Source organism: Thermogemmatispora aurantia, assembly GCF_008974285.1.
In the GTDB taxonomy this organism is placed as follows: Bacteria; Chloroflexota; Ktedonobacteria; order Ktedonobacterales; family Ktedonobacteraceae; genus Thermogemmatispora; species Thermogemmatispora aurantia.
The window spans coordinates 1,678,396-1,701,710 of record NZ_BKZV01000001.1 but is presented as its reverse complement, the minus strand read 5'-3'; the positions used below and the strand labels follow the sequence as shown (position 1 = coordinate 1,701,710).

The following is a 23,315-nucleotide window of genomic DNA, read 5'->3' as shown; positions in this document are numbered from 1 at the left end:
CTTACTCACGCTTCGTTTACTCCTCAATCACATAGGAGAAGGTCAGGAGTGCCAGGCTTAAAAAGATCACGTCGAAGGCGGCCAGCAGTCCCAGCCAGGGAGGCTCGTCAGGAGCCGTGATCATCAGCGCCCCTGTGGCCCGCACTGCAGCGATCACGACTGGCACAATCAGCGGAAAGACTAACAGCGGCAGCAGCAACTCGCGCGCGCGCGTGGCGGCAGTCATTGCCGAAAAGAGAGTGCCGATGATGGCCACGCCGAGGGTGCCGAGCAGGACGATCGGGAACAGCTCGCCACTGAAGAGAGGAACCGAGAAGAGAGCGGCGAAGATTGGCAGGGCAACCAGTTCAACGATGCCGATGAAGAGCAGGTTGCCGAGCAACTTCGCCAGGTAGATAGCGCGGCGATCTACTGGACAGAGCAGCAAGCGATCCAGAGAGCCACCCTCGCGCTCAGCGGCAATAGTGCGTCCCAGGCCGAGCAGGCTTGCGAAGACGAAGGCCACCCAGAGGGCACCGGGAGCCACAGCCGCCCGATTCTCAACGCGCAGATCAAAGGCGAAATTAAAGATCACAAAGACCAGCAGGGCGAAGAGGCCCATGCCCAGCCAGGTTTGCTTGCTGCGCAACTCGTAGCGGATATCTTTGCCAAGAATCGCCAGCACCTGGCTGCAAAAAAGACGCAGAGTGCTCAACGTACTCATCAGCCAACCACCTCCTGATAGGCCCGGCGCACCTGTGCCAGCTCCAGGCCCGCCACGGCCTCGTGATAGACGATCCGCCCACCTTTGAGCATCACCAGGCGATCTGCCTGCTGCAGAGCAAACTCGGGCCGATGGGTTGTCAGAATCAGCGTTCCGCCTTCAGCCATATGCTCGGCCAGCAACGTAGACAGGAGGGCCGTGCCAGCTTCATCCAGCCCTGTTTCAGCCTCATCCAGCAGGAGCAGGCGCGGCCCATGCAGCAAAGCGCGAGCCAGGGCCAGGCGTTGCAGCTGGCCGCGCGAGAGCGAGCCAACGCGGTCACGGGCACGCCGCGCCAGACCGACCCGCTCTAGCAGCAAGAGTGCGCGCTCGCGTCCTCTTGCTACCCCATACATGCGCGCGAAGAAGAGCAGGTTTTCCAGCGCTGTCAGCTCCTCATAAAGATAGGGTTGATGCGCCACGAAGCCCACCAGCCGCCGTACCTCCTGGGCCTCGTGCACACAGTCCAGGCCCGCCACCAGGGCTTGACCTGCTGTAGGACGCGTCAGACAGGCCAGGATACGCAGGAGCGTCGTTTTGCCAGCTCCGTTGGCGCCTAGCAAAGCAAGCCGCTCGCCGGCCCGCAGGCTCAGATCGATCCCGCGGAGCACGGGGCGAAAGGCGAAACTCTTCCTCAGCCCCTGGATCTCCACAAAAGGCCGCTCCGCCTCTGGCCGGGGAGACGTCTCCTGCCTTCTGGCTGCTTGAGCCAGCGAAGACCCCTCTGTACAGGTCGGATCAGGCCGTCGCTTGCTTGCTCGCTCATCGCTACCTATGTATGTCATCCCACTCCGCTTCTCTTCTTAATCGTAAGCCTCTAGCGCCTGCTCTCTGCAGCAGCCTGGCCAGTCAGCGCCAGTGTCTGGTCTCGCGTGGTGGCCGCGCTTCAGCTTTTCCCTGACCGACGTTTGGCATTGGAAGGCGAGCGCGAACTCCCCGCGGTCTGGCGCTCCTTCGCTCCACGGCGGTGCTCTTTTTCCTGCTCAAGACTCAGCAGAACGCGCAGACGCTCCTTAATCCTGGCGCGTTCCTCGGTATACTCCGTCTTCTTGAGCCGTCCCTCCTCGAAAGCCTTATCCAGCTCCAGCAACTGGTGCAAGAGGCGATCCTGCTCGCTGCTCCCGGCGTCGGCCTTGCCACGGGTGTGTATTGCCTCTGGCTCAGCCTGCGTATGAGCAGGGCGCTTCTGGGCATGCTGGCGCCCCCGAGGCTTGCTCTCGCGCCAGCGCTGGAAGAGATGATAGAGCAGCGAGGATAGCACAATGATCGCCAGCATCACCAGCACGCCCCCGACCAGCCAGACCCAGGTTGGAACCAGGAACAACCCCTGGTGTTGGCTCTGACTGCTGCCCAGTGGCAGACCCTGCAGCCTGACATGAACCTGGTCGCCGCTGCGGAAATTCTGGTTCTGCAACAGCAGGTAGGGGTGGCTATTCGCTGTCATCAACCCCTTGGAGGACAAGGCTCCCGAGCTGGCCTGCAGGGCAGGTGGCGTCAAGACCGAGAGCTGAACCGTTGGATAGAAGAACGTATAGGCAAAATCATAGCTGGTGCTCTGATAGGGCACCTCGAATGAGAAAGAAAATTGTGTCTCGCCTGGAGGCACCGCCGCATCGCTGGCGAAGCCACCTGCGACCTGAATGGCCTCGACGCTGTTAAAACCCTGGTCCAGGGCCACGTTGCGTGCTCCCTGGGGCAGCGAGAAGAGCAGAGCATTAGGGCGTCCCTGGCTGGCGTTCAGCGACCCCACATAGGTCGTCTTCCCCACGTTCTGGAAAAAGTAGATCTCCGAAACCGTGAACGTCCCCTTGCTGGCATCCGGCTCATGAATCAGAATCGTAGCCTGGACCACAGCCAGATCCGCGCTACTGCTGGTAGCATCGTAGACTGTTAGCTCGATCTGCTGTACCGCCTGTTTACTGAGGTCGACCAGGTCAGAGACGTACTGAGCCCCCTGGTAGCGGGTATAGACCGCATACTTGACCGTGCTGGCAGTGGCCAGGCCGGTGAAGAGAAAAGCCCCCTGGCTATCAGTCTTGAGCGTAGTCAGATCGCGGGCCGAGCCGTCCTGCGCCATCTGCAGCGTCACACTTTGTCCCGCTACCGGCGCATTGTTATGGGTTCCATTGACCAGATGACCGCGGATCGTGCCCGTGCCGGCGCCGCTCGCTGCCTGCGTTGGAGCTACTGATATCAGGAGCCAGAGCAGCGCAAGGAGCGATAACAGAAATATCGTCAAAGTCAAAATAAGGCGACCAACGGCAGGCCCACCACTAGACACCGTTGCTTCTTCCGACATCTTCCTCCCTCAACAGGCGCAATCGCTCTTCAATCAGGGCATCGAGTTCCTTTTCGCGTGTATGGCGCTCCTTGATAGCGAGCAGCGCGCGCCGCAGATAGCGCTCCCGCAAGGAGCGGTAATCACTTTCCGTCAAATTGCCAAGTTGATATTCCAGCTCCACCTCATGGAGGGCAGCACGCGCTGCTGTCTCCTCTTCAGACGGAGCCAGCGGCAGTGGGGCAGCCCCGGCCAACTCTCTCCCTGCTTCAGCGGAGACGCCTGCTTGGCGGCCTGCCGGTCTTACCAGCGGGTAGAGCACCAGGGCCAGGGCCAGCAGCCCGAGCGGGACAGCTAGCAGCAGAGCCAGCGGCGAACCAGGGAAGATCATCAGTACCCCCTCTGCGCATGCGACGGTTGGAAGAGCGGATCATCGGCGGCCAGCTCGGCCTCCAACTCAGCGCGATAGCGTTCCAGCTCCTCATCCGGCTCGGCCTCCGAGGGCTGTATCTCCGCGGCAGCCGAAGCGGTGAGAGAATCAGCCGCCCGGCGTTGACGCCACTCCCGCACGACAAAGAAGATGAGCACGGCGCCACCCAGAAGCATGGCCGGCGGGATCAGCCAGACAAGGAGACTGAAGCCCTGGCGAGGCGGATTCCAGAGGATCGTCTCCCCGTAGCGATCCACAAAGTACTGGATCACTTCCTGCTCCGAGTGGCCCTCTTGGAGCTGTTGGCGAATGACCGCGCGCATCTGCTGCGCCAGCTCTGAAGGCGAATCCTGGACTGACTCGCCCTGGCAGATGGGGCAGCGCAGCTGAGAAGCCACCTCGGCTACCCGCTGATCCAGAGTCGTTGTCTTTGGATGGGAGAGGTAAACAAACCACCAAACGAGCGCGATGCTCACAACGAGCAGCAGCCCTACTGCTGGGACCAGCGCTCGGATCAGCAGTCGTCTCATTGGCTCACCTCCTCTCCAGGCTCCCTTGAACGAGAGTCCGAAGGGCCAGGCGTGGGTGACGTTGCGGCGCGCTCAACGGCCTGGGCTGAGGCGACGACAGCTTTCTCCTGCGCACTGGCTTCCCCGGTGACGGGGTCTGTAAGGGCCTGCGAGGCCTGAACAGGTGGCCTGTCAGAGGCCGTGGTCGCCTCGGCGACGGCGATGGTGAGCGAGCGCGCCAGACGGCCTGAGCGCAAGGGCGCGGGTGGCTCCGGCCACCAGCAGACCACGCCGCCCAGTATCAAGACCAGTCCGCCGAACCAAACCAGGACCGTCAACGGATTCACATAAATATGGATCGTTGCCTGGGCAGCCCCCTGCCAGTCTTCGAGGAAGACGTAAAGATCCGTCAGCCCGTAGGTTGTAATCGAGATCATACTGGCCGGCTGGTCGCTGAAATTATGGTAGATCTGGCGCCCGGGGTAGATATAGCGGAGGAGCTGACCATGTTGCCAGATCTGGAACTGAGCTACCACCACATCTTTCTCGGGATAGAAGTCCTCGATGTTGCCCAGATAGACGAGCTGATAGCCGGCGATGCTCACCTGCTGGCCAGGCTTCAAGGTCGCGTCGCTCTGTTGCTGGAAAAAGTGGGAACCAATGACGCCGACGGCCAGAATCAGCAGGCCGAGATGAACCAGGTAGCCTCCGTAGCGGCGGCGATAGCGTGCAAAGAGCATCAACAGCGCGCGCACGTACGACTCGCCGTGGCGGTGGCGTACCCGTACCCCGCGCCATAACTCATACAGGATCGCGCTGCCGGTGAAGCTACAGACTGCAAAAGCCACATTTGCCCACAACGACGGGACCCCGAGCAGAGGCAGAATGGCGGCGCAGAGAGCCGCCAGCAAGGCGGGGAGACCCAAATTGCGGCGCAATGCCTGGAATGACGTACGGCGCCAGGCCAGGAGCGGGCCAATTCCCATTGCCAGCAGGAGTAGCAAGAAGAGAGGGCCAGTCACCTGATTATAGAAAGGCGCTCCGACGCTCATCTCCTCATGACGCACAGCGGCTGAAATCAGCGGGAAGAGCGTCCCCCAGAGCGTGGCGAAGGCGATCCCGACCAGCAGCAAATTATTCACCAGAAAGATGCCCTCGCGCGAGACCACCGAATCGAACTCCTGCTCCGCGCGCAGGCGGGGCAGGCGGAACAGGAAAAGGCCCAGGCTGAAGACGATCACCAGCGCCAGGAAGGCCAGGAAATAGGAGCCGATGGTCGAGTAGGCGAAAGAATGGACCGAGCTAATGACACCACTGCGCACCTCGAAGGTGCCGAAGATAGACAGGGCGAAAGAAGCGATGACCAGCGCCAGATTCCAGACCTTCAGCATGCCGCGGCGCTCCTGTACCATTGTTGAGTGCAGGAAAGCCGTCGCCGTCAGCCAGGGCAAGAGCGCCGCATTCTCCACCGGGTCCCAGCCCCAGTAGCCGCCCCAGCCGAGGACATGGTAGGCCCACCAGGCGCCCATGAGCAGCCCGGCGCTCTGGATCGTCCAGGCTGCCAGCATCCAACGTCGGAGCGCCCGCAGCCATTCACTATCGAGCCGGCCTGTAATCATCGCTGCCACTGCAAAGGCAAAGGGCAGCGAGAAGCTCATATAACCCATCAGCAGCAGCGGAGGATGCAGCAGCATGCCGGGGTCCATCAGCAGTGGATTCAGCCCCACACCGTCGGCGGGAGGATGGGCAAGGCGTACAAAAGGACTGGAGACTGTCGCCAGTACCACCAGGAAAAAGGCCTCGATGGCCATCAGTGTCGCCAGGACATAGGGAACCAGGGCCGCGGGTGCGCGGCGCGAGGTCATCACGAAGATGGCTGAGAACAATGCCAGCGTCAATGCCCAGTAGAGCAGCGAACCCTCCTGACCGCCGTAGAAAGCCGCTGTCACGTAGTACCAGGGCATGCTCAGGCTGGAGTGCTGCGCCACATAGCTGACGCCAAAATCGTGCAACAGAAACGAGGCCACCAAGGCCCCCGAAGCCAGCAGCAGGAAAGCCGCCACCGCCAATGTCGCCCGTCGGGCGCTCGCCACCAGCGCCTCACTCTGCCGCAAAGCTCCGGCCACCGCCGCCACCGGTGTGTAGATCGCGAAAAGCAGCGCCAACAGAATAGCGCTCGCGCCCAGATCAGAAACGTACACAGCTCTCTTCTCCCTCGAAAACACTCCCACAGTTGGGCAGTCTCTCAAGCGGGCTGCCGCTGTGGCGGGCAGAGAAGGCAGAGATCAGTCAAAGACAGAAACATAGCAGAGCCATTACCAGGCCCAGCCTCAACTGCTGCTAGGCGTTGGTGTCGCGGCCTGGAACTTCGAAGGGCACTTGGCCAGCAGCGTCTGAGCCTCGAAAGTGCCCTGACCATGATAGTAGCCCTCGACCACCACCTGGATACCCGCCTGGAAAATATCAGGAACGACGCCGCTGTACACCACTGGCAACGACTGCCGATTATCCGTAATCACAAAGCTCAGCGTCTGATCGTGGCGCTCGATCGAGCCAGGCTGTACCACACCCATCACCCGTACTGCCTGACTACTGCAGGTCGTACAGTGCTTCAACTCGGCGATCGTCATATAGTAGACAGCGCTGGAGCGCGTATTCGCCACGATCAAATAGACGACAGCAGCGGCAATTGCCAGGCCAGCGACCAGCAGACCAGCCGGCAAGCGCCGGCGCCGGCGCACTGGAGCCTGGACGGTGTCCTTCTCAGTCTGAGTAGAAACCACAGCCGACTGCACGAAGGGAACCTCCATACAACTAGAAGGCGAGCCTGAGTTACAGGCGCACAAGCCCGCGCTTCTCTCTCATGCTTACTTCCATGCGCTCGCTCTTGCTCGCGTCGCCCGCCCCTCTGGCTGTCGAAGCATGACACCCTGACCATGACCACCGTCAGCAGAGCGACGTGGGCAGTCAGCCAGAAACGCGCCACCTGAATCGGCTAACGATTGGTGAGGCTAGCCTCGAACAGGATATTGAGCAGGGCGCCGAGGGCGAAGACTACCACACCCAGGGCCAGCATCAAGCGAGGGGCAACCTGAGCAAAGCGAGATGAGCGACGAGCCAACCGGCGGATCGCACTTTGTCCCAGATAAAAAGCCAAAGCGAACAAAGCCAGCGCCAGCGCGATTTTCACACTCAACGTCAGCAGATAAGGCCAGCCGAGGCTCGTCTCCGTCAGGCGGTCCACCGTTAAGAAGGCTCCGCTCACCAGGAGCAGGCCGACGCAGCCATTGACCAGGCGTCTAAAGCGCGCTGCGATTTTGGCGGCCAGCTCAGGCGCGGGAGCCAGGCGCAAGGCCGGCTGAACCACCAGCAAATACATGGCACTGCCACCGACCCAGGTAGCAGCAGCCAGCGTATGGATCACTCGCATAATCAACAGCAGCCCCTGCGGCAGCAGCGCCGGCAGCCAGTCCATAGCCAGCCCCTTTTATCCTCGTAGGTCGACTTCTCGTTTTCTTCCTTGCCTGCCTGGGTAAGGTATCTTCCTCTCCTAGCTTCCAAACGTCTTTCTCACCAACAGGGGCCTGCTGTCCCCTTATCTCAGTGGTTCAGCAGTTGCAGGCCCTGCTCCAGTAGCTGCACCGTCAGCTCTCCCTCGTGCCAGCCCACGATCGTGCCTGCGCGATCGATAAAGATCGTCGTTGGCAGATTGGCCACGCCGTAGCTGATGGCCGTCGCGCCACTACTATCGCTCACATTCGTATACGTAATCCCATGCGCCTGCAAGAAGCTCAGCGCATCGTTGCGATTATCCTGAAAATCGAGGCCCAGAAAGACGATGCCCTGTCCCTGGACGCGCTGCCAGGTTGCCTGGAGGACTGGAGCCTCATGCTGGCACGGCTCACAGGAGGATTGCCAGACGTTGAGGACAATCGCCTGTCCCTTAAAATCGGAGAGAGCGACCGAGCTATTAGATCCGGTGCCCGCGGCCAGCAGAGGCAGGCGGAAATCCGGCGCCTTCTTTCCTACCATTGGGCCACTGAAGCCCGCTGAGGCCGAGCTGCTGCTTGCATTCTGCCCCGGGGCGGGAGTCAGCAACTGCGACCAGAGCACGGCCAGGAGCGCCACATTCAGCAGGCTGACAATCACAAAAATTGCAATGCTGCGCTTCCGTTTGCGCCGTGCCAGGGCCAGCTCGCTGGCCGTCGCGGGGCTATCGTTAGCCGGTAGCGTTTCACTGCTCATCGGTGCCCTGTTCGTTCTGCGTCAAGATGATGCCAGGCTAGATTATGAGGGTGCTGCCTGATAGCGGGCTTGCAATCGTTGACCCATACCTTACAATAGCCTGAATATCAATTGCTGTCAAATGACAGTGGCCGGGGACGCGAATGGCCTGCTCCCGTAGCGCTCGCTGGCTTGTGACCATACATCAGCATATAACCAAGCCAAAAAGGCGCCCGCCAGAGCGCGCTCTTGCTCTTCGGACGCCTCCCTTGTAGCTTGACGCAGAGTCAGATTCCCGATTGTCGTTGGGTGGTTCGAGTTAGCCGCGGGCGCTCACGCGGCTCTGTGCGAACAGCTCGATCATCGCCCGGTTGAAGGCGGGAAGGTCGCGAGGGCTACGGCTACTCACCCAATTGCGATCGCGCACGACCTCCTGATCGACCCAGTTGCCTCCGGCGTTGCGGATGTCATCCTGGATCGTGTGGTAGCTCGTTAAGGTACGCCCGCGTACCAGTCCTGCGGAGACCAACAGCCAGGGGCCATGACAAATGACGGCAATAGGCTTGCCGGCGGTGTCAATGCGCCGTACAAATTCCTGGGCCTCACGCTGCACACGCAGGGCATCAGCGTTCAAGGCCCCGCCTGGCAGAAGGACGGCATCAAACTCGTCGGGATTGGCCTGCTGCAGTGTCAAGTCGACTGGAAAGCTGTCACCCTTCTCGACGTGGTTGACGCCCTGGATCTGACCCGCCTTTGGGGCCACAATGGCCGTGCGCGCTCCCGCCTCCTCCAGGGCCTTCTTTGGCTCGCTCAGCTCAACCTGCTCAAAGTAATCCGTTGCCAGAATAGCCACACGCATGCCTTGCAGATTCGTCCCTTGCATCGATCGCAACCTCCTTTGCAAAGGTCAACAGGCAAAGACAACCATAACCATTGTCAGGGAAACATGTGCTATGCGCACGCTGCTCCCTCCACCCACAGGTACACGCATGGCCCCCCATGCAAGGAGACTCTGCCATTGATGCTGGCCGTCGGCGTGCTTGTGCTATAAAGTCGGGATCACCCAGGTCTGGGTGGTTAAAGCAGACAAGAGGGCAAGCGAAAGCGAAAACGATCCCCAACCTTTGGAGCAGGCTGGGCAGGCCCGCTGGCCTAGCCCAGGCGCGGCAGCTCCACCTTTGACCGCGCGCGGAAGATTAAGCGAATCCCTGTTCCGGCGAAGCCGAAAGCCTCGCGTAGACGGTTTTCCAGATAGCGCTCGTAGCTGAAATGAAGGTAATCCGGGTTGTTCACGAAGAAGACGAAGGTTGGCGGATTAACCTGAACCTGAGTGGCATAGAAGATCTTGAGCTGGTGCCCGTGAACCGTGGCCGGGTGATGGCGACGGATGGCCTCCTGCACAACCTCGTTCAGACGCGCTGTGGGAATGCGCACGAAGCGCGTGTCGGCAATTTCGATGGCCTTACGCAGCAGCGACTGAACGTGATAGCCGGTTTTGGCCGAGGCGAAGACCACCGGGGCATAAGGAATGAACTTGAGGCCCGTGCTCAGAATCTTCCGATACTCTTCGGCCTCGGCGATTTCCCTCGCCAGGCTGATAGGCTCTCCCCGGCGGGTAGCACGGCGCTGCTCCTGAACAATATCCCACTTATTGACCACAACGATGATGCCTTTGGCCTGCTCGTGCACATAACCCGCGATATGTGTATCTTGAGCTGCCAATCCCTCAACAGCGTCGATCAGCAGGAGGGCCACATCACAGCGGTCAATAGCGCGCATCGAGCGTATCACACTGTATTTCTCAATACCTGGCACGATGCGTCCACGTCGCCGGATGCCGGCGGTATCGATAAGCACGAGCTTGCGATCCTCAAAGAGCAGCTCGGTATCGATCATATCGCGCGTCGTTCCGGGCACATCGCTCACAATAGCGCGCTCGTAGCCCAGGATGCGGTTGAGCAGCGACGACTTGCCGACATTCGGACGCCCGACGATGGCGATGCGCACTTGCTCTGTCTCGTCCTCTTCGGTATGCTCCTCGGGCGTCTCCGGTGGCAGAGACTCGACGATCTTGTCCAGCAAGTCGCCGGTTCCCAGGCCATGCAGGGCTGAGATATCGATTGGTTCGCCCAGGCCGAGGGCATAAAACTCGGGGGCATACTGGCGCTGGCTATCGTTATCGGCCTTATTGGCGGCCAGGATCACAGGCTTATTGGTACGACGTAGGAGAGCCGCCACCTCCTCGTCGGCGGTAGTGATGCCTGTGCGCACATCCACCATAAAGACAATAACATCGGCCTCCTCGATGGCCAGCTGCACCTGAGAGCGCACATGCTCCATCAGGTCGCCGCTCAGGCCGCTCAAACCAACCTGACCTGGCGGTGCCCCCTCGCCGAGGGCCAGGCCACCGGTATCGATCAGTGTAAACGTTCGTCCATTCCAGTCTGTATCTCCGTAAAGGCGGTCGCGCGTTGTCCCAGGCAGATCCTCGACAATAGCGCGCCGCTCACCGATCATGCGATTGAAAAACGTGGATTTGCCGACATTCGGTCGGCCTACAATGGCGACAAGTGGCTTCATAGCCCCTACCACCCCTTTCTTGCGATCCCGCAGAGTAGTAAGTGAGAGAAAAAACAGCCTGAACTTGATTATAACACAAACTCAGACTGGCTTTGAGTCCCTATTGCCCGCCTCTGGGCAACAGTGCAATCTTTATTGCGATATGCTATAATGCCAAGGTTGGTACCCTACCTGGCCTAGCGCAGCCAACTGAGAAAAAGGAGGGCGAAAGCTGGAGAGCGGGGTGCGGCTCTTAGTGCCAGGGCAGGCTAAGCCAGCGATGCAAAAGCAGTGAGTAGTTTATTCGGGCTGAGAGCAGGAGAGAGATCATCTGTGGCACGATCTTCTGCTACTTGGCGGAAAAGGCAGGAGAAGCATGGTCCAGAGTCGTTTTCACTACTTTACCGACAGCGCTAAGCTTGCCCTCAAAGAAGCGCAGCAGTCCGCAGAGCGGTATCAGCAAACGTATATTGCTCCAGAGCATTTGCTGCTGGGAATAACCGCCGGTGGAACAACAACCGTTTCAAAGCTGCTAGAGAGACTGGAGGTTGATCCGTCTCTGCTTCATAGGGCCACGGAGCGGGCCATTGTAGACTGGCTGGCGGCTCATCCTGGCGGTGAGACGAGCTGGCAGGGTCTGACCACAGAAACCAGGCAGGCTATTGAATTAGCAGTCGGTGAGGCCAGCCGGGAGCAGCAGGGCTTTATTGGCAGCGAGCATCTACTCCTGGCTCTTTTGAGCCAGAGTGGAACCCTGGCCAGTGAGGTTCTTGAGCGAGCCGGTCTCGACCTGGAAAGGGCGCGGGTGAAGCTTCACCGTCTGCGGCAGGAGGGGCATGCCTCTGAGCCTTGAGCGACGCAGCTAGTGAGATCTGCAAACCAGGGGGGAGCAGTCGGGGCTGTAGGTCTGCCGACTGCTCCCTTGCTATGTTAAGGCTACTTGAGAGCGATGGCAAAGACGTGTAAATGACCGCCCAGGACCGTGGTGGGCAGCGTAATGCTCTTAACTGTCTTCTCCGGGTCGAGTGGTAGCTCGGCGTAGAAGACGTAGGCTCGTTGGAGCTGCGGGCCGCTGGGGCGGTTATAATAAGCGGTCACGATGGCGATGCTATTGCCGCAGCTGGGAGCAAAGGAGCCGTCCCCGAGGGTCCAGTCACTCAGGCAGAGCGGCAGCGGCTGAGCCGAGCCATCGCTGTAGCGGACCAGCACCTGGCCGTGGGCGCCCGAGGCATCGCTGTGGTCTGCGGCGCCCAGCAGGGCTAGCGCGGTCTTATGAGCGGTTCCACTCAGAAGAAGCGTCTGGCCGCTGGCCAGGTAATTATTGTTGGCCCCTGAAGCGACGTTTGGCCAGCTAAAGGTCACGCCATTGTAGGTGAACGGCTGCCAGGGAAAGATCCCGACCGCAGCCAGGGCCTGAGCGGAATAGCTGGCTCCTGTGCCGTCAAAGTTAGCGCTTTGGGGGTTGCTATCGTCGCTTGTGCCGGCATTATTGTAGGGAGAATCCTCCGCCGTCTTGGTAGCCACGGCAAAGACGTGCAGCAAGCCCTGGTTGACTGTGGCTGGGAGTGTCACGCTTTTGACCGTCTTGCCGCTCTGCAGGGCCACCTCGGCATAGAAGATGTAGGTCTTGACAAACTCCTGTCCCGTTGGCTGATTGCGGTAGGGCAGGGTAACAAAGATTCCATTCCCGAACGATGGCTCGCGTGCCTTGCCCTCATTGAGGGTCCAGTCGCTGAAGCCAAGGGTAAACGGTTGGCGGCTGCCATCGCTGTAGTTGACGTAGGCGGTGCCATACGAGGGACCGCCCGAGGCCGCTCCCAGGAAGGCCAGCAGACTGGCATTCTTCTGAGGGGCCACTGGCAGCGTCTGGCCGGCGGCGATATAGTTGTTGAGCTGGCTGGCGGCGGCGTTGGGCCATTGAAAGACCACACCGGACACGCCACGGTAGAAAGCATTGTCGCCGGGATTGATCCCCGCCTGCTGCAGGGCTTGCAGCGAATAGCTGTGGCCAGCGTTGTCGAAATTGGCCTGGGCGGGCAGGTGGTCGTCGCTCACCCCAATGTTGTTGTAACTGCCGTAGAGTCCTTTGGTGGCAATAGCGAAAATGTGCAGGCGGCTGGGGCCGGCAGGTTCTGGGGGCAACGTCACACTCTTAATCGTTTTGCTTGGATCGACCGTCACGTCGGTGTAGAACAGGTAGACTGTCACCGGTTGCTGACCACCGGGTCCATTGCGGTAGCTCATCGTCGCCACCAGCTTATTGTTAAAAGCAGGTGGGCTAGTAGTCCAGTCGGTCAGGCCGAGTGTAAACGACTGCGTCGAGCCATCGCTATAGTTAATACGTGCGGTGCCGCTGGTCGACCCCTGGGTAGCCGAGCCGAGGAAGGCCACCACTGTCACGCCTGGTCCACTACTCAGAGGAATCGTCTGGCCATTGGCCTGGTAATTATCCTTGACCCCGGCGGGCAGATCTGGCCAGATGAAAGCCAGGCCGTTACAGAGGACACTTGCCCCTGGGGTAATGCCGGCCTGGGCCAGAGCTGTTGCAGAGTAACTATAGCCCAGGCCATCGTAGTTAGCTGCCTGCACGTTCTGGGTAAAATCATCGCTGATGCCGACGTTATTGTAGGTCACTGGAGGTGGGGGGGCGCTGCTCTTATTAAGCAGCCCGTAGATGGTCAGCGTTGTCTTGGTTGGCACGAAGACCCGGCCATCGGCGATGGTTGGCGTACTGAACTTCACGTAGCTATCGAGCGTATCGTAGTCCGGGTCCTGGGCGCTGCTATATAGCTCATGGCTCAGGTTCGTCGCATCGTAGGCGCGCAAAGCGCCGCTTGGATCGATCAACCAGAGGATCCCGTTACTCGTCCCATTGCTAGAGAGCGAGGGATTGCCGCCGGAGAAGAGGAAGCTTCTCTCTGGGGTCTGGGAGCTTGGTGTTGGTGAAAGCAGGACCTGCCCTTTACTGTTGCGCTGCAAGCGGTAGGCCAGGGTAGGGTGTCCGACGCTGGAGACGTAGACGTACTCTGCATTAGCGCTGCGCCAGTAGGCGGGGGTTCCATACAAGCCGCCGACGGTGCTGGGGGGTGTTTCCTGCAGCACCTGATCCAGATCGGTGCGGCTCCGGTTAGCCTCCGTGCAAGGTTGGCTGACCGTCGTGAACTGGCCCAGCTTATTGGTATCCAGCACATAGATGCGGCCCTCCTTGCCGCCGCCGATCAGCTCTGAGTAGGAGGGGAGCAGCAGTGGCCCGCCCGAGCCGAGGTCGGCGTCGGCCTCTCCCAGGCACTCCTGGTTGAAGGGGGCGAAGTAGTCCAGCAAGCGCAAATCGGGGCTTAGCTTGACAAAGCTATCGCCGAGCGATGGACGGGGAGCGGAAGGCTCAAAGTCGCCGTTACCGCTGATGAAGTAGATATTGCCCTCGCTATCGGCGGCCAGGCCGCCACCGCCGTGCCAGACGCCAGCGCCGGCTCCATCGGGGGTCACGTTGAAGGCATGGGTTTGACGGAAGCTGCTGCCATCGTAGGCATAGCTGATGATCCAGCCGTGGTATGGCATATTATCGCAGAACGATCCCCAGGCGATGTAGATCTGGCCATTGGCCAGCAGCAGGGCGGCGCGCTGGCGCTCGTAGCGGGGGTCGAAGCTCACGCTGCCGTTCTGGCTGCCGGCCCCCTGGCCAGGGACACTGGCCCGGACCACCACCGGACTGCCGGGGCGCTCGCGGCCCGTGCTGATGTCAATGGCGTGGAGCCGATCGAAGAACTGCCCGCTGCTATTTTCCGAGAAGGTCACAAAGAACATTGTCCGGGTGGCAAGATCGATGACTGGTGTACCGGTAATCCCGACCTCCGGCACCGTATCGCCGCAGGCCACGTCCTCCCAGGCAACTGTCGTCTCCCCGGGGGGCAGATAGTTGACGTGCCAGAGCGGAGGAGGAGCGCCATTGATGGCCTGTGCGTCGGCGTCAAAAGCGTAGATGCTATCGTGCTCAGTTGCCACAAAGACCACATTGTGGAGTGTGCCGTTGACGTTGAGATTGGGCACATAGAGTGGCTGGGTATAGATCTGGCCATCGACGGGGTAGGCCACGCGCTTGCCGAAGGTTTGGGCGTTGACATTACCTGGGGTCAAGAGTGTTTCCGTTGTATTCTGACCGCTACGCCAATTATCGTTTTTGTAGGTCAACACGGCGGTATGGCCGCTACTGCGTGGGGCTTTGGCCTGGCTCTGGCGAGTGGTGATCGCCAAATGGGCGCCGGACCACTGGGGATGTAGCCAGGCGCCCACGAAGGGACCAGGCAAGAGTGTTGTGGCAAGTGCCAGCAGTGTCAGCAGCCCAAGCAGTGGGTGCTGCTGACGAGAGAAGCGAGCCTGGTTCATCAAATCCTCCTCCTCCTCTTCTACTGTACCAGAATATTGCTGCTTCCGTGCAGCTGTAAGCGTAGTATTTTCTGAATGATAGTCTGCATTCGACAGGATTCAAAACAAGAATAGAGGAGCAAGTCTGCTGAAGTATGAAGCTGCTCTAATTGTAGTGTAGAATGAAGAAAAAGAGAGGAGGGAGGCAGGAGGGGGAGAAGGAGCTTTCTCAGCGTCGAGAGGGAGCTGCTTCCTCCTCCAGGATCTGGCGAACCAGGCGCTCGGCCAGAGCGATGGAATAGTTCTGGCCGCGATCGTGGGGATAGACCTGGAACATATTAGCCAGCCAGAGGCCGGGCAGGGGGGTCTTCAGGGGTGGAATATGCTCGCGGTAGTCTGGGGTCACGATCGGTTGAGCGAAGGGAGCGCGGAACATCCAACTCTCGCGCACCCAGGAGGGATCGAAATCGGGACGGATGCGGCGCAGATGGGGTAAGAACTGGGTCAGGACCTCGGCTTTCTCCATCTGGAAGAGTGGGTCATCCATTGGGCGGTAATTGCCCAGGTAGAGCAGATGGCGACCGCCGTACTCCTCGGGAGGGCGCAGATTGGTATGTTCGACGATGCTCAGGAAAGGATAGCCCGGATCGCAGATATTGAGCCAGTAGGTAGCCGTCAGGCGGCGATCGAGAGCCAGAATCAGGCAGTGGGCGCCGTAAGCCTGGCCCCACTCGTAACGAGCGCGGTAGTCTGAGGGCAGAGCTGGAATCAGGCGCAGGGTCAGGCGGGTAGCCAGGGTAGAGATTACCCGATCGACCGTCCAGGTGCCGCGGGTTGTGCGTACCTGCCAGCCGCCGTCGGCCAGCGGCTCGGCGCCTTCGATGCGGGTGCCGAGCAGAACCTTGCCGCCGAGGGAAATGATGCGTTCCGCCAGGCGGTCGTAGAGCTGTTGGAAGCCGCCTTTGAGGTAGCCCAGGCTGGTGGTGCGGTCGTGGAAGCGGGCCCAGAACCAGGGCAGAGCGATCTGCTCATGGAGAGCGCCAAACTTGCTTACAAAGAGCGGTTCGAAGACCAGCTCATAGGCACGTTTCCCCATCCAGCGTCGCAGCCAGGGGGCGGCAGTACGGCCCTCCAGGGGCCAGGATGGAGAGAGTTTCAGGAAGGCGGCCACTGCTCCGACGCGCAGGCGCTCGTAGAAGCGCAGGGGGCGGAAGGCCAGCAGCGAGGTAGGCGAATCGAGACGATAAATCTGGCCTTCGATCAGAGACTCTGTGCGTGGGGTGGACCAGACCAGTTGTGGGCCGAGGCCCAGCTCGTTGATCAGGCGAATAGCGGCGCGATCGGTACGGAAGAGGTGGTGATAGAACTTCTCCAACCAGATGCCTGGCGCGACCTGGAAACCGGCGGCCAGGCCACCGGGGACCTCCTCCTGCTCGAAGACCATGACCGACTGACCGGCCTGAGCCAGGCGATAGGCGGCCACCAGACCGAGTGCGCCGCCTCCGAAGATAGCGTATTGCATAGCGAATATTGCTCCTCTCCCTGGTGCTTGCGATAGCCCTTGTTGGAGTTCTGGTAGCCTGGTATAGCCACAGCGCGGCCTTAGCGCCGGGGCAGAGCTTTGCGGTTACGGCTTGCGTTTTTTACTCTCTCCAGTTGCCCGAGTTGGAGTGATCTATGGCGTGTGCCTGCGGGCCACGGCCATGAGGGGTGGAGGAGTGAGCGTATGCAAGCCGGCAAAGCCAGCCAGCCGGCTTGGCTGATCTGTGCTGGCTGGCGGGAGGGCCTCGCCTGCGTCCTTGCTCTCGTGCTGATTGGCATCTATTGTACCATAGCCGCGCGAGGCCTGCCAGCCCCCTCCCTTAACAGCGCAGATGGCCAGATGTCCGCTGTAAACCATTCAGCTTTGTCTTCCCCGCCCTCCTTGGCTTCATCAATGACGAGCATGACCAGGTTCATTAGCGGATTCCTTTCCTGGACTGTAAGTCGAGAAAAAAGCAAGCTAGAATGAGTAACTGGCAAGCAGTATTATAGATCCCTCTCGCTCAGGGACTCCTTGCTTTTCTCGTTGCCGGAGCGAAGAGAGGGACTGAAAGACGCCTGGAGCAGAGGAGGAGCAACTCATGGCCAACGTGAGCGTATGCCTGGTTCATCAGCCCCTGGAGAAGCTGGAAGAAGTAGCTCAGCGTTATAGGGGTATGGATCTAGAGCTAGCAGTAGCCTATATCTCACCTGGTGGAGTACTCAATCTCAGTCAGCTCATCAAAGCCGCCAGATGCACGCGGATCACCGTAGGCATCGCTCCCATCAATCGCGTAGTGGCCTTCAGACAGCTGCAGGAGCTGGGAGCAGAGGTTTTTGTCTACCTCGCCGAGCCTGGCAGCATCTTTCATCCCAAGGTCTATTATGGCGTTAACAAGGGGTTAGCCTGGGCTATGATCGGCTCGTCGAATCTGACCAGTAGCGGTCTTGGCCTCAACATCGAACTCAATCTACTTATTGAAGGGCAACGATTCACTGAGCCATTTACCAGGCTAGAGGCATTGCTAGAAGGCTACCGGCTCCAGGCTCATCCCCTTACAGAGGAGCTATACAGAAGTTTGGAAGCTGCTGAACAGCGATTGGAACGTCATATACGAGAGCGGGAGTACACCGATTATTTGCGCAGAGAAGGGATACCATCGGCGGCGCGTCCTGCACTCGTCGTACCGGAACCGCTACAGCGCCAGGCCCTGGAAGAGCTGGAGCACTATCTCCAAGGGACGCGCTTGGTCTACGCTTATCAAATGCTCCTTTGTCTTGTCATGCTTGCTCATACCGATAATCGCGGCTTCTTTTCGCAACATCAGGCTGCCACCTGCTTTCGTCGCTTCTACCAGTTGCGGGATCAGAGGGGGTTACCGCGTGAGAAACAGCGAGGTAAGAGGCGAGCAGCGATTGATGACCCAGAGCTTGAAGAAAGCGCGTTCATTGAAATCATACGTATTGATCCCTTTCCACGTTTTGAACGTCGAGGGCTACTGGAAGCCAGTCCCGAAGGGGACTACTACATTGTCAATCCGGCATTGATGCGAGCGCTCACTCCTGAAGTGCGTGCTCGGCTAAGGGATCTGGCGATTCAGCGTCTAGCGCAGCATTTTGGTGAGGATCGGGCCACTATCGAAAGGTTAGTAGAGGAAGCCATTGGTTGATAGCAGCGTAGTCAGTCTTAGAGCCGGAAGAGAGCGGCCTTGACGGGCATGCGCAATTCCCATACAATCTATTTACAGGGGAGAGACGTGCTGTCAGCTTGTGAAGCTCGGGAACCATTACGCATACAAGATACTCCAGACCTTTGTTAAGCCGTTTGCCGTTCATCTGTCGGCACCACACCGGCCCTGGTTCTGAAGGGAGGTCGGGCCATGACGTCTGCTTCTACACCACGGCCAGAGGAGGAGTGGCTGAGTCTGCGCGAGGCTGCAGAATTACTGGGAATGCATCCAGCGACGGTGCGCCTGTGGGCCGACCGCAATGCCTTGCCCTCACGACGTACCAGCGGAGGCCATCGCCGCTTTCGCCGCTCCGACATCGAGGCCCACCTACGTCAGGAAAGCGAGCGCAAGCCGCGCCCTGCTGCGCGCCTTCTCGTGCAAAGCGTGCTGGGGCGCGTGCGCGAGGCTTGGGCCGAAGGCGTGCTGGATCGCTTGCCCTGGCACCGCCATTTCGATGAGGCTGCCCGCGAAGCCTATCGCCGCCTCGGACGACGCCTGCTGGAGCTGCTGCTGCACGCTCTGACAGATGCTGGCGCCTATCCCGAGCTGCTGCATGAGGCCGCCCGTCTCGGCTACGAATATGGCTCGATTACCCGCTCTTCCCATGTGCCAGTGGCCGACGCTGTACGCGCCTTCCTCTATTTCCGTAGCCTCGTCGACGAGACTCTGATCCAGCTGGCCGAAGTCCAGGGAACTCGCGATCATCAAGAGATACCCTGGGCCGAAAGTCTCTACCAAATCCAACGCCTGACCAACGAAATCTTGCCTGCCCTGATCGAGGCCGCCCTCGGCGAGAACGAAAGTCGGCCACCTGCTCCTGCCCAAACAACGGGCAATCCGAGCGGAAACAGCCTGGCTCAAGAAGAATCCCTGTGCCAGCCCTCCGACGACATACTCTCAGCCAGAGAAGAAAGAGCGCACTCAGGCCGGTCGGATTGACTCCCCAATGGCCAGCTCCTCTACTATCTCCCCTCGTCTGGTCCCTGACTGACTCCTCCCTTACCACCCCGCCCCTGACTTCGTCGGCCCGCTCTAGCCGTCTGCTTACCTTTCTCTCCTAGGGAGCCAGCCCACCCGATACGAAACAGGAAGAATCGACGTATTATCACCTGTAAGCAATACAGGTTCGCCACGCTCCGGGGGATGGGCCGGCGATAGATCTCAGCAGTAATCTAGAAAGTATTCCGTAACTCCCGATCTGCAATTGAATTAAAGATACATTCTGTGTTACAATATCAATATAACTCGGGAAACGGCGCGGAGGAGGGGCTGGTGACTGGCAGTGCCGCTCATTCGTTCGTGAATAAGGGTACGACCAGAAGCAAGCACAGCAGTAGTAAAGCCATGCTCTTGTGGCGACTCCAGCCCGGAGGGCGGAGCGGCAAGAGCAGACATAATTCTGCATTTCCTGTGAAATCCACTCCATTGAGATAAACTGTCAGTTTCTGTTATCTGCTATCCTGGATATAAGGACCCGCTTGACTCTCAAGCGACTCCCCGTCTTGGAGAGGGCGGGTCGGCGCGAGAACTGTCTCCGAGGAGCAAGATCAGCGGCGAGCAGTGCAGGCAGGGAAAGCCTCAGCGCAGACCCTGCCGTGCAGTCAGCAAGCAAGCAGGAGAGAGAAGAAGGGGTAGACTATGTCCGACGAGAGGCAGATAGAGGTTCTCGAAGAAGAGTCGGCAGGAGAGAAAACGGAGGTGCTCCACCTTCCTGCTCGTCTGCCGGCCAATAGCCGGGCAGCTGCCGCACAACGGCTAGAGGAACGCCCTGAGAAACCGCCGGTGGGTGTCTACTATGAGGCTCCCCATCTGGTGACCCACCCGCGCGGCTGGCGTCTCAGGCGTCACTATAAGCGCAAGAACCTCCATCGCAGTAATTTGCGTTACGCGCTCGCTGAGAAGATTGGCACCCAGTGGACGCTGATGCCGCTAGCCGTCATCTCCCTGGCGGTGATCGTCGTCCTCACCAGCGTGCTGGTTGGAGTAGCGGGCCTGGTCAGCGCTACCCAGGAGCGCTTCGGACAACAGGTTGTCACTTTGGCTGATATTCTTCCCAAGGATAACCTGAAGATGTATGATGCCAATGGCGATCTGATCTATCAGATGACAAGCGAAGGGTTGCAGACGACGGTCCCGCTCTCGCAAATCTCTATCCATCTACAGCATGCTGAAATCGCTATCGAAGACCAGAATTTCTGGAATAACCCAGGCTACGATATCACCGGTATTGTGCGCGCTGCCCTCGACGATCTGACCCACGGTCGCATCGTCTCTGGTGGTAGCACCATCACTCAGCAGCTCATTAAAAATGCCATTGTTGGTAATAAAGATACCATTATTAGAAAACTTCAAGAAATCATTCTCGCTCCGCAGGTGACACGGTACTATACCAAGGAGCAGATTCTCTCCATGTACCTGAACACCGTCTACTACGGTGAGCAGGCCTATGGAGCCGAAGCAGCAGCTTTCACCTACTTCGGCCTCAAGGATACTCCGACAAAGAAGGCTGCGGCTCAGCTCGACATTGCTCAGTCGGCCATGCTGGCTGGCATCCCTAGCTCTCCGATCGCGCGCGATCCTTTCATCAATTGGCCAGCTGCCTTCCAGCGCGCCAAGGATGTGCTCCATCAGATGCGCGTTCAGGGCTACATCACTGCCCAGCAGGAGCGGGCTGCTATTGTGGAGATGCAGCAGCCGAATTTCCTGCACCGCGGCGTGGTACAGAACAGCCCCGATGCCCCACACTTCATCAATTACGCGCTCAACGAGCTGGCCCAGGTCTTGCATGTGAAGGTCTCCCAGCTCGCACGCAGTGGGTTGATCGTTCACACAACGCTTGATCTCAATCTGCAGAAGCAGGTCTTCAAGATCGCGCAGCAGCAGATTCAGAAGATGGCTGCCCACCATATGAGCGATGCTGCGGTGGTCGTGATGGACCCCCATACGGGGGCCATCCGCACCCTGGTCGGCAACATTCATCCGAATGATCCCAACACAGGCCAATTCGATGTGGCAACCCAGGGCTATCGCCAGCCCGGTTCGGCTTTTAAGCCGTTCATCTATGCCACGGCCTTTGCTCAAGGAATCAGTCCGGGCATGCCAGTCTACGATGGCCCATTGACCATTCAGATGTGCTGCGGCCTGCCGCCCTATACGCCTCATAACTATGATATGAGCTATCACGGCCTGATCACGTACCGATTCGCTTTGCAGAACTCGTTTAATATCCCAGCGGTCAAACTGCTGATGCAGGTCGGTGTTGATAAGGCCCTCAAGACGGCGGAGGCCATGGGCATTACAAGCTATGTTGGTACCCCCAACTACACGATGGTGCTGGGTACGCTCGGCGTCCATCTGCTGGACATGACCGCCGCCTACGCCGTTTTTGATAACGGTGGCATTCGCGTCCCACCACATGCTATCGACACGGTGACCGACTCACAGGGGCGTCTGATCTATCGCTTCGTGCCCCAGGGCAAACGGGTCATCAGTCGCCAGGTGGCCTTTGTGGTCACTAATGTGCTCAGCGATAATAACAACCGCACCTATGAGTTTGGTAAGTGCAGCGCCCTCTACCTCTATAGCAACACTCAGCAGCAGTGCTATGCTGGCAATCCCGGCGTGGTCCGTCCCGCGGCAGCTAAGACGGGTACATCGGAGAACTTCATGGATAACTGGACGGTAGGCTATACGCCCGACGCGGTGGTGGGGGTTTGGGTTGGCAACGATGATAACTCGCCGATGATCAACGTCATTGGTGTCGATGGTGCTGGCCCCATCTGGCACGATACGATGCTGCTGGTGGAACAGGGCAAGCCTGTCGAACAGTTCCCTGGTCCGCCGCCGGGCGTTGTGAAGAAGACGGTCTCCTATCCGGGACTGACCTCAACCGATTGGTATATTGTCCACAATGGCGAGTAGGATAGAGGCAGCCGCCTCTATCCTACCTGGACGCCGAGACGCTCCAGCAGGCGCTGGCTAATCTCGGCGCGGTACTTGATAGGCATGCGCCCGGCATGCCCATGTGAATCCGAGCCGGTGCTCAGTAGCAGGTCGTGCTCGTTGACGTAGGCGAGATAGCTCTCGATTGTCTCGGGACTGTGGTAGGGATGGTAGACCTCAAGACCGTCTAGCGGCACCTCGGCCCGTACCTCCTCCAGGAGGGCGGTGTCGTAGAAGGTAAAGCCCCGCTCCCGCCGCCCTGGATGGGCGATCAGGGCCACTCCCCCGCTGCGGTGAACGGCCTCGACAGTCGCTGCCATCTCAGCATGAATGCTGTGTTGACCAGCCTCGCGCAGAATCTCCATTGCACGCGGCCAGTCTGGAGCGTAACCGTGTTCGATGAGGAGAAGGACGTTGTCGCGCAGTTGCTGCGGCTCGCCTCCGCTGGCGGCGAGCAACTCGGCGGCGCGCGGAAAGCTATAGCCCCGCCTCTTGAGGGTCTCATAAACTTCGCGTGTATGTTCATGCTGCCGGCGCTTGACGTCTGCAATGACCTCGCGCAACAGGGTGGTTTCGGGATCAAAGCCGTAGCAGAGAACGTGCGTGGGATGGTTGCGCCAGGTGGTGCTCATTTCGACACCAGCGAGCACTGGCAGCCCTCTGCTTGCTGCTAGCTGACGCACTGTGTTGATGGTGTCAACACGATCATGATCAGTGACGGCAACCAGCGCGAAGCCTTCTTGTACCAGATAGGCGATCAGTTGCTCTGCTGTCCAGCGCCCATCACTGTAGGTCGTGTGCATGTGCAAGTCAATGGGCGCTTCTGGAGAAAGCTTGAGTGGTGCTGTAGTCAACAGGTCCAATAGTGAACTCCTTCTGCTGATGAATTTGGGTTGCTTGGGTTGGCGCGCTCCCCGCCCGCCCTTCTGCTTGCGGAATGCCTGCCCTGGAGCCGGAGAAGCAGCGTCTTCTTGGGGGGAAGGGGGGACCGCTCTGCTCGGTTGATTCCCGCCAAAGC

At 59.5% G+C, this 23,315-nt stretch carries 19 protein-coding genes; 4 read left to right on the top strand and 15 right to left on the bottom strand.

Annotated features, from left to right (window positions below):
• Positions 1-16: 16 nt before the first annotated feature.
• The 11 genes from KTAU_RS06660 to der form a co-directional block, all read right to left on the bottom strand.
• Complete coding sequence (locus KTAU_RS06660) at positions 17-703, bottom strand: heme exporter protein CcmB (protein ID WP_151727583.1); 687 nt, start codon at positions 701-703, stop codon at positions 17-19.
• A complete protein-coding gene (gene ccmA / locus KTAU_RS06655) occupies positions 703-1,527 on the bottom strand; it encodes a heme ABC exporter ATP-binding protein CcmA (RefSeq protein ID WP_151727582.1) in 825 nt (274 codons plus the stop codon). The genes KTAU_RS06660 and ccmA overlap by 1 nt, the downstream gene beginning before the upstream one ends.
• Positions 1,528-1,628: 101 nt before the next feature.
• A complete protein-coding gene (locus KTAU_RS06650; RefSeq protein ID WP_151727581.1) occupies positions 1,629-3,041 on the bottom strand; it encodes a carboxypeptidase-like regulatory domain-containing protein in 1,413 nt (470 codons plus the stop codon).
• On the bottom strand, positions 3,016-3,411 hold the full coding sequence (locus KTAU_RS06645) for a hypothetical protein (RefSeq protein ID WP_151727580.1): 396 nt from the start codon (positions 3,409-3,411) through the stop codon (positions 3,016-3,018). The genes KTAU_RS06650 and KTAU_RS06645 overlap by 26 nt, the downstream gene beginning before the upstream one ends.
• Positions 3,411-3,980 carry a cytochrome c-type biogenesis protein gene (locus KTAU_RS06640; RefSeq protein WP_151727579.1) on the bottom strand — a complete coding sequence of 190 codons (570 nt, stop codon included), beginning with the start codon at positions 3,978-3,980 and terminating at the stop codon, positions 3,411-3,413. Before KTAU_RS06640 ends, KTAU_RS06645 begins: the two co-directional genes overlap by 1 nt.
• Complete coding sequence (locus tag KTAU_RS06635) at positions 3,977-6,160, bottom strand: heme lyase CcmF/NrfE family subunit (protein WP_151727578.1); 2,184 nt, start codon at positions 6,158-6,160, stop codon at positions 3,977-3,979. The genes KTAU_RS06640 and KTAU_RS06635 overlap by 4 nt, the downstream gene beginning before the upstream one ends.
• Before the next feature lie 129 nt (positions 6,161-6,289).
• A complete protein-coding gene (locus tag KTAU_RS06630; RefSeq protein ID WP_170293103.1) occupies positions 6,290-6,754 on the bottom strand; it encodes a cytochrome c maturation protein CcmE in 465 nt (154 codons plus the stop codon).
• A gap of 200 nt (positions 6,755-6,954) precedes the next feature.
• Positions 6,955-7,434 (bottom strand): CopD family protein, encoded by a 480-nt coding sequence (locus KTAU_RS06625; protein WP_112430060.1) that lies wholly within the window; start codon positions 7,432-7,434, stop codon positions 6,955-6,957.
• A 125-nt stretch (positions 7,435-7,559) separates the two neighbouring features.
• Positions 7,560-8,204, bottom strand: coding sequence for a TlpA family protein disulfide reductase (locus KTAU_RS06620; protein ID WP_151727576.1), 645 nt, complete (start codon positions 8,202-8,204; stop codon positions 7,560-7,562).
• Between the two features lie 298 nt (positions 8,205-8,502).
• Complete coding sequence (locus KTAU_RS06615) at positions 8,503-9,066, bottom strand: type 1 glutamine amidotransferase domain-containing protein (RefSeq protein ID WP_151727575.1); 564 nt, start codon at positions 9,064-9,066, stop codon at positions 8,503-8,505.
• A 269-nt stretch (positions 9,067-9,335) separates the two neighbouring features.
• On the bottom strand, positions 9,336-10,763 hold the full coding sequence (gene der / locus KTAU_RS06610; RefSeq protein ID WP_151727574.1) for a ribosome biogenesis GTPase Der: 1,428 nt from the start codon (positions 10,761-10,763) through the stop codon (positions 9,336-9,338).
• A gap of 355 nt (positions 10,764-11,118) precedes the next feature.
• Here der and KTAU_RS06605 point away from each other — a divergent pair, with 355 nt between their 5' ends.
• On the top strand, positions 11,119-11,595 hold the full coding sequence (locus KTAU_RS06605) for a Clp protease N-terminal domain-containing protein (protein WP_151727573.1): 477 nt from the start codon (positions 11,119-11,121) through the stop codon (positions 11,593-11,595).
• Between the two features lie 83 nt (positions 11,596-11,678).
• Here the strand turns inward: KTAU_RS06605 and KTAU_RS06600 are convergent, their stop codons facing one another.
• The 3 genes from KTAU_RS06600 to KTAU_RS06590 all read right to left on the bottom strand — a co-directional run bounded on the left by KTAU_RS06600 (position 11,679) and on the right by KTAU_RS06590 (position 17,004).
• Positions 11,679-15,125, bottom strand: a complete 3,447-nt coding sequence (locus KTAU_RS06600) for a beta-sandwich domain-containing protein (RefSeq protein WP_151727572.1) — start codon at positions 15,123-15,125, stop codon at positions 11,679-11,681.
• Between the two features lie 208 nt (positions 15,126-15,333).
• On the bottom strand, positions 15,334-16,626 hold the full coding sequence (locus KTAU_RS06595) for an NAD(P)/FAD-dependent oxidoreductase (protein ID WP_151727571.1): 1,293 nt from the start codon (positions 16,624-16,626) through the stop codon (positions 15,334-15,336).
• A 153-nt stretch (positions 16,627-16,779) separates the two neighbouring features.
• Positions 16,780-17,004: a hypothetical protein gene (locus tag KTAU_RS06590; protein WP_151727570.1), complete on the bottom strand. Its 225-nt coding sequence runs from the start codon at positions 17,002-17,004 to the stop codon at positions 16,780-16,782.
• A 223-nt stretch (positions 17,005-17,227) separates the two neighbouring features.
• Here KTAU_RS06590 and KTAU_RS06585 point away from each other — a divergent pair, with 223 nt between their 5' ends.
• The 3 genes from KTAU_RS06585 (at position 17,228) to KTAU_RS06575 (ending at position 22,276) form a co-directional block, all read left to right on the top strand.
• The gene (locus KTAU_RS06585; RefSeq protein ID WP_151727569.1) at positions 17,228-18,295 is read left to right on the top strand and encodes a phospholipase D-like domain-containing protein; all 1,068 of its coding nucleotides are present in this window, start codon (positions 17,228-17,230) and stop codon (positions 18,293-18,295) included.
• A gap of 210 nt (positions 18,296-18,505) precedes the next feature.
• A complete protein-coding gene (locus KTAU_RS06580) occupies positions 18,506-19,294 on the top strand; it encodes a helix-turn-helix domain-containing protein (RefSeq protein WP_151727568.1) in 789 nt (262 codons plus the stop codon).
• A gap of 699 nt (positions 19,295-19,993) precedes the next feature.
• Positions 19,994-22,276, top strand: coding sequence for a transglycosylase domain-containing protein (locus KTAU_RS06575; RefSeq protein ID WP_151727567.1), 2,283 nt, complete (start codon positions 19,994-19,996; stop codon positions 22,274-22,276).
• A 17-nt stretch (positions 22,277-22,293) separates the two neighbouring features.
• Here the strand turns inward: KTAU_RS06575 and KTAU_RS06570 are convergent, their stop codons facing one another.
• Positions 22,294-23,160, bottom strand: a complete 867-nt coding sequence (locus tag KTAU_RS06570; RefSeq protein WP_228026336.1) for a PHP domain-containing protein — start codon at positions 23,158-23,160, stop codon at positions 22,294-22,296.
• Between the last annotated feature and the right edge of the window lie 155 nt (positions 23,161-23,315).

Excerpts from the sequence above, each read along its gene's own strand:
- KTAU_RS06585 (WP_151727569.1), top strand. The coding sequence starts at position 17,228 with ATGGCCAACGTGAGCGTATGCCTGGTTCATCAGCCCCTGGAGAAGCTG.
- KTAU_RS06575 (WP_151727567.1), top strand. The coding sequence starts at position 19,994 with ATGTCCGACGAGAGGCAGATAGAGGTTCTCGAAGAAGAGTCGGCAGGA.
- KTAU_RS06590 (WP_151727570.1), bottom strand. The coding sequence starts at position 17,004 with ATGGTTTACAGCGGACATCTGGCCATCTGCGCTGTTAAGGGAGGGGGC.
- KTAU_RS06605 (WP_151727573.1), top strand. The coding sequence starts at position 11,119 with ATGGTCCAGAGTCGTTTTCACTACTTTACCGACAGCGCTAAGCTTGCC.
- ccmA (WP_151727582.1), bottom strand. The coding sequence starts at position 1,527 with ATGACATACATAGGTAGCGATGAGCGAGCAAGCAAGCGACGGCCTGAT.
- KTAU_RS06620 (WP_151727576.1), bottom strand. The coding sequence starts at position 8,204 with ATGAGCAGTGAAACGCTACCGGCTAACGATAGCCCCGCGACGGCCAGC.
- KTAU_RS06650 (WP_151727581.1), bottom strand. The coding sequence starts at position 3,041 with ATGTCGGAAGAAGCAACGGTGTCTAGTGGTGGGCCTGCCGTTGGTCGC.
- KTAU_RS06600 (WP_151727572.1), bottom strand. The coding sequence starts at position 15,125 with ATGAACCAGGCTCGCTTCTCTCGTCAGCAGCACCCACTGCTTGGGCTG.
- KTAU_RS06580 (WP_151727568.1), top strand. The coding sequence starts at position 18,506 with ATGACGTCTGCTTCTACACCACGGCCAGAGGAGGAGTGGCTGAGTCTG.
- KTAU_RS06660 (WP_151727583.1), bottom strand. The coding sequence starts at position 703 with ATGAGTACGTTGAGCACTCTGCGTCTTTTTTGCAGCCAGGTGCTGGCG.
- KTAU_RS06595 (WP_151727571.1), bottom strand. The coding sequence starts at position 16,626 with ATGCAATACGCTATCTTCGGAGGCGGCGCACTCGGTCTGGTGGCCGCC.
- KTAU_RS06615 (WP_151727575.1), bottom strand. The coding sequence starts at position 9,066 with ATGCAAGGGACGAATCTGCAAGGCATGCGTGTGGCTATTCTGGCAACG.
- der (WP_151727574.1), bottom strand. The coding sequence starts at position 10,763 with ATGAAGCCACTTGTCGCCATTGTAGGCCGACCGAATGTCGGCAAATCC.
- KTAU_RS06645 (WP_151727580.1), bottom strand. The coding sequence starts at position 3,411 with ATGATCTTCCCTGGTTCGCCGCTGGCTCTGCTGCTAGCTGTCCCGCTC.
- KTAU_RS06640 (WP_151727579.1), bottom strand. The coding sequence starts at position 3,980 with ATGAGACGACTGCTGATCCGAGCGCTGGTCCCAGCAGTAGGGCTGCTG.
- KTAU_RS06625 (WP_112430060.1), bottom strand. The coding sequence starts at position 7,434 with ATGGACTGGCTGCCGGCGCTGCTGCCGCAGGGGCTGCTGTTGATTATG.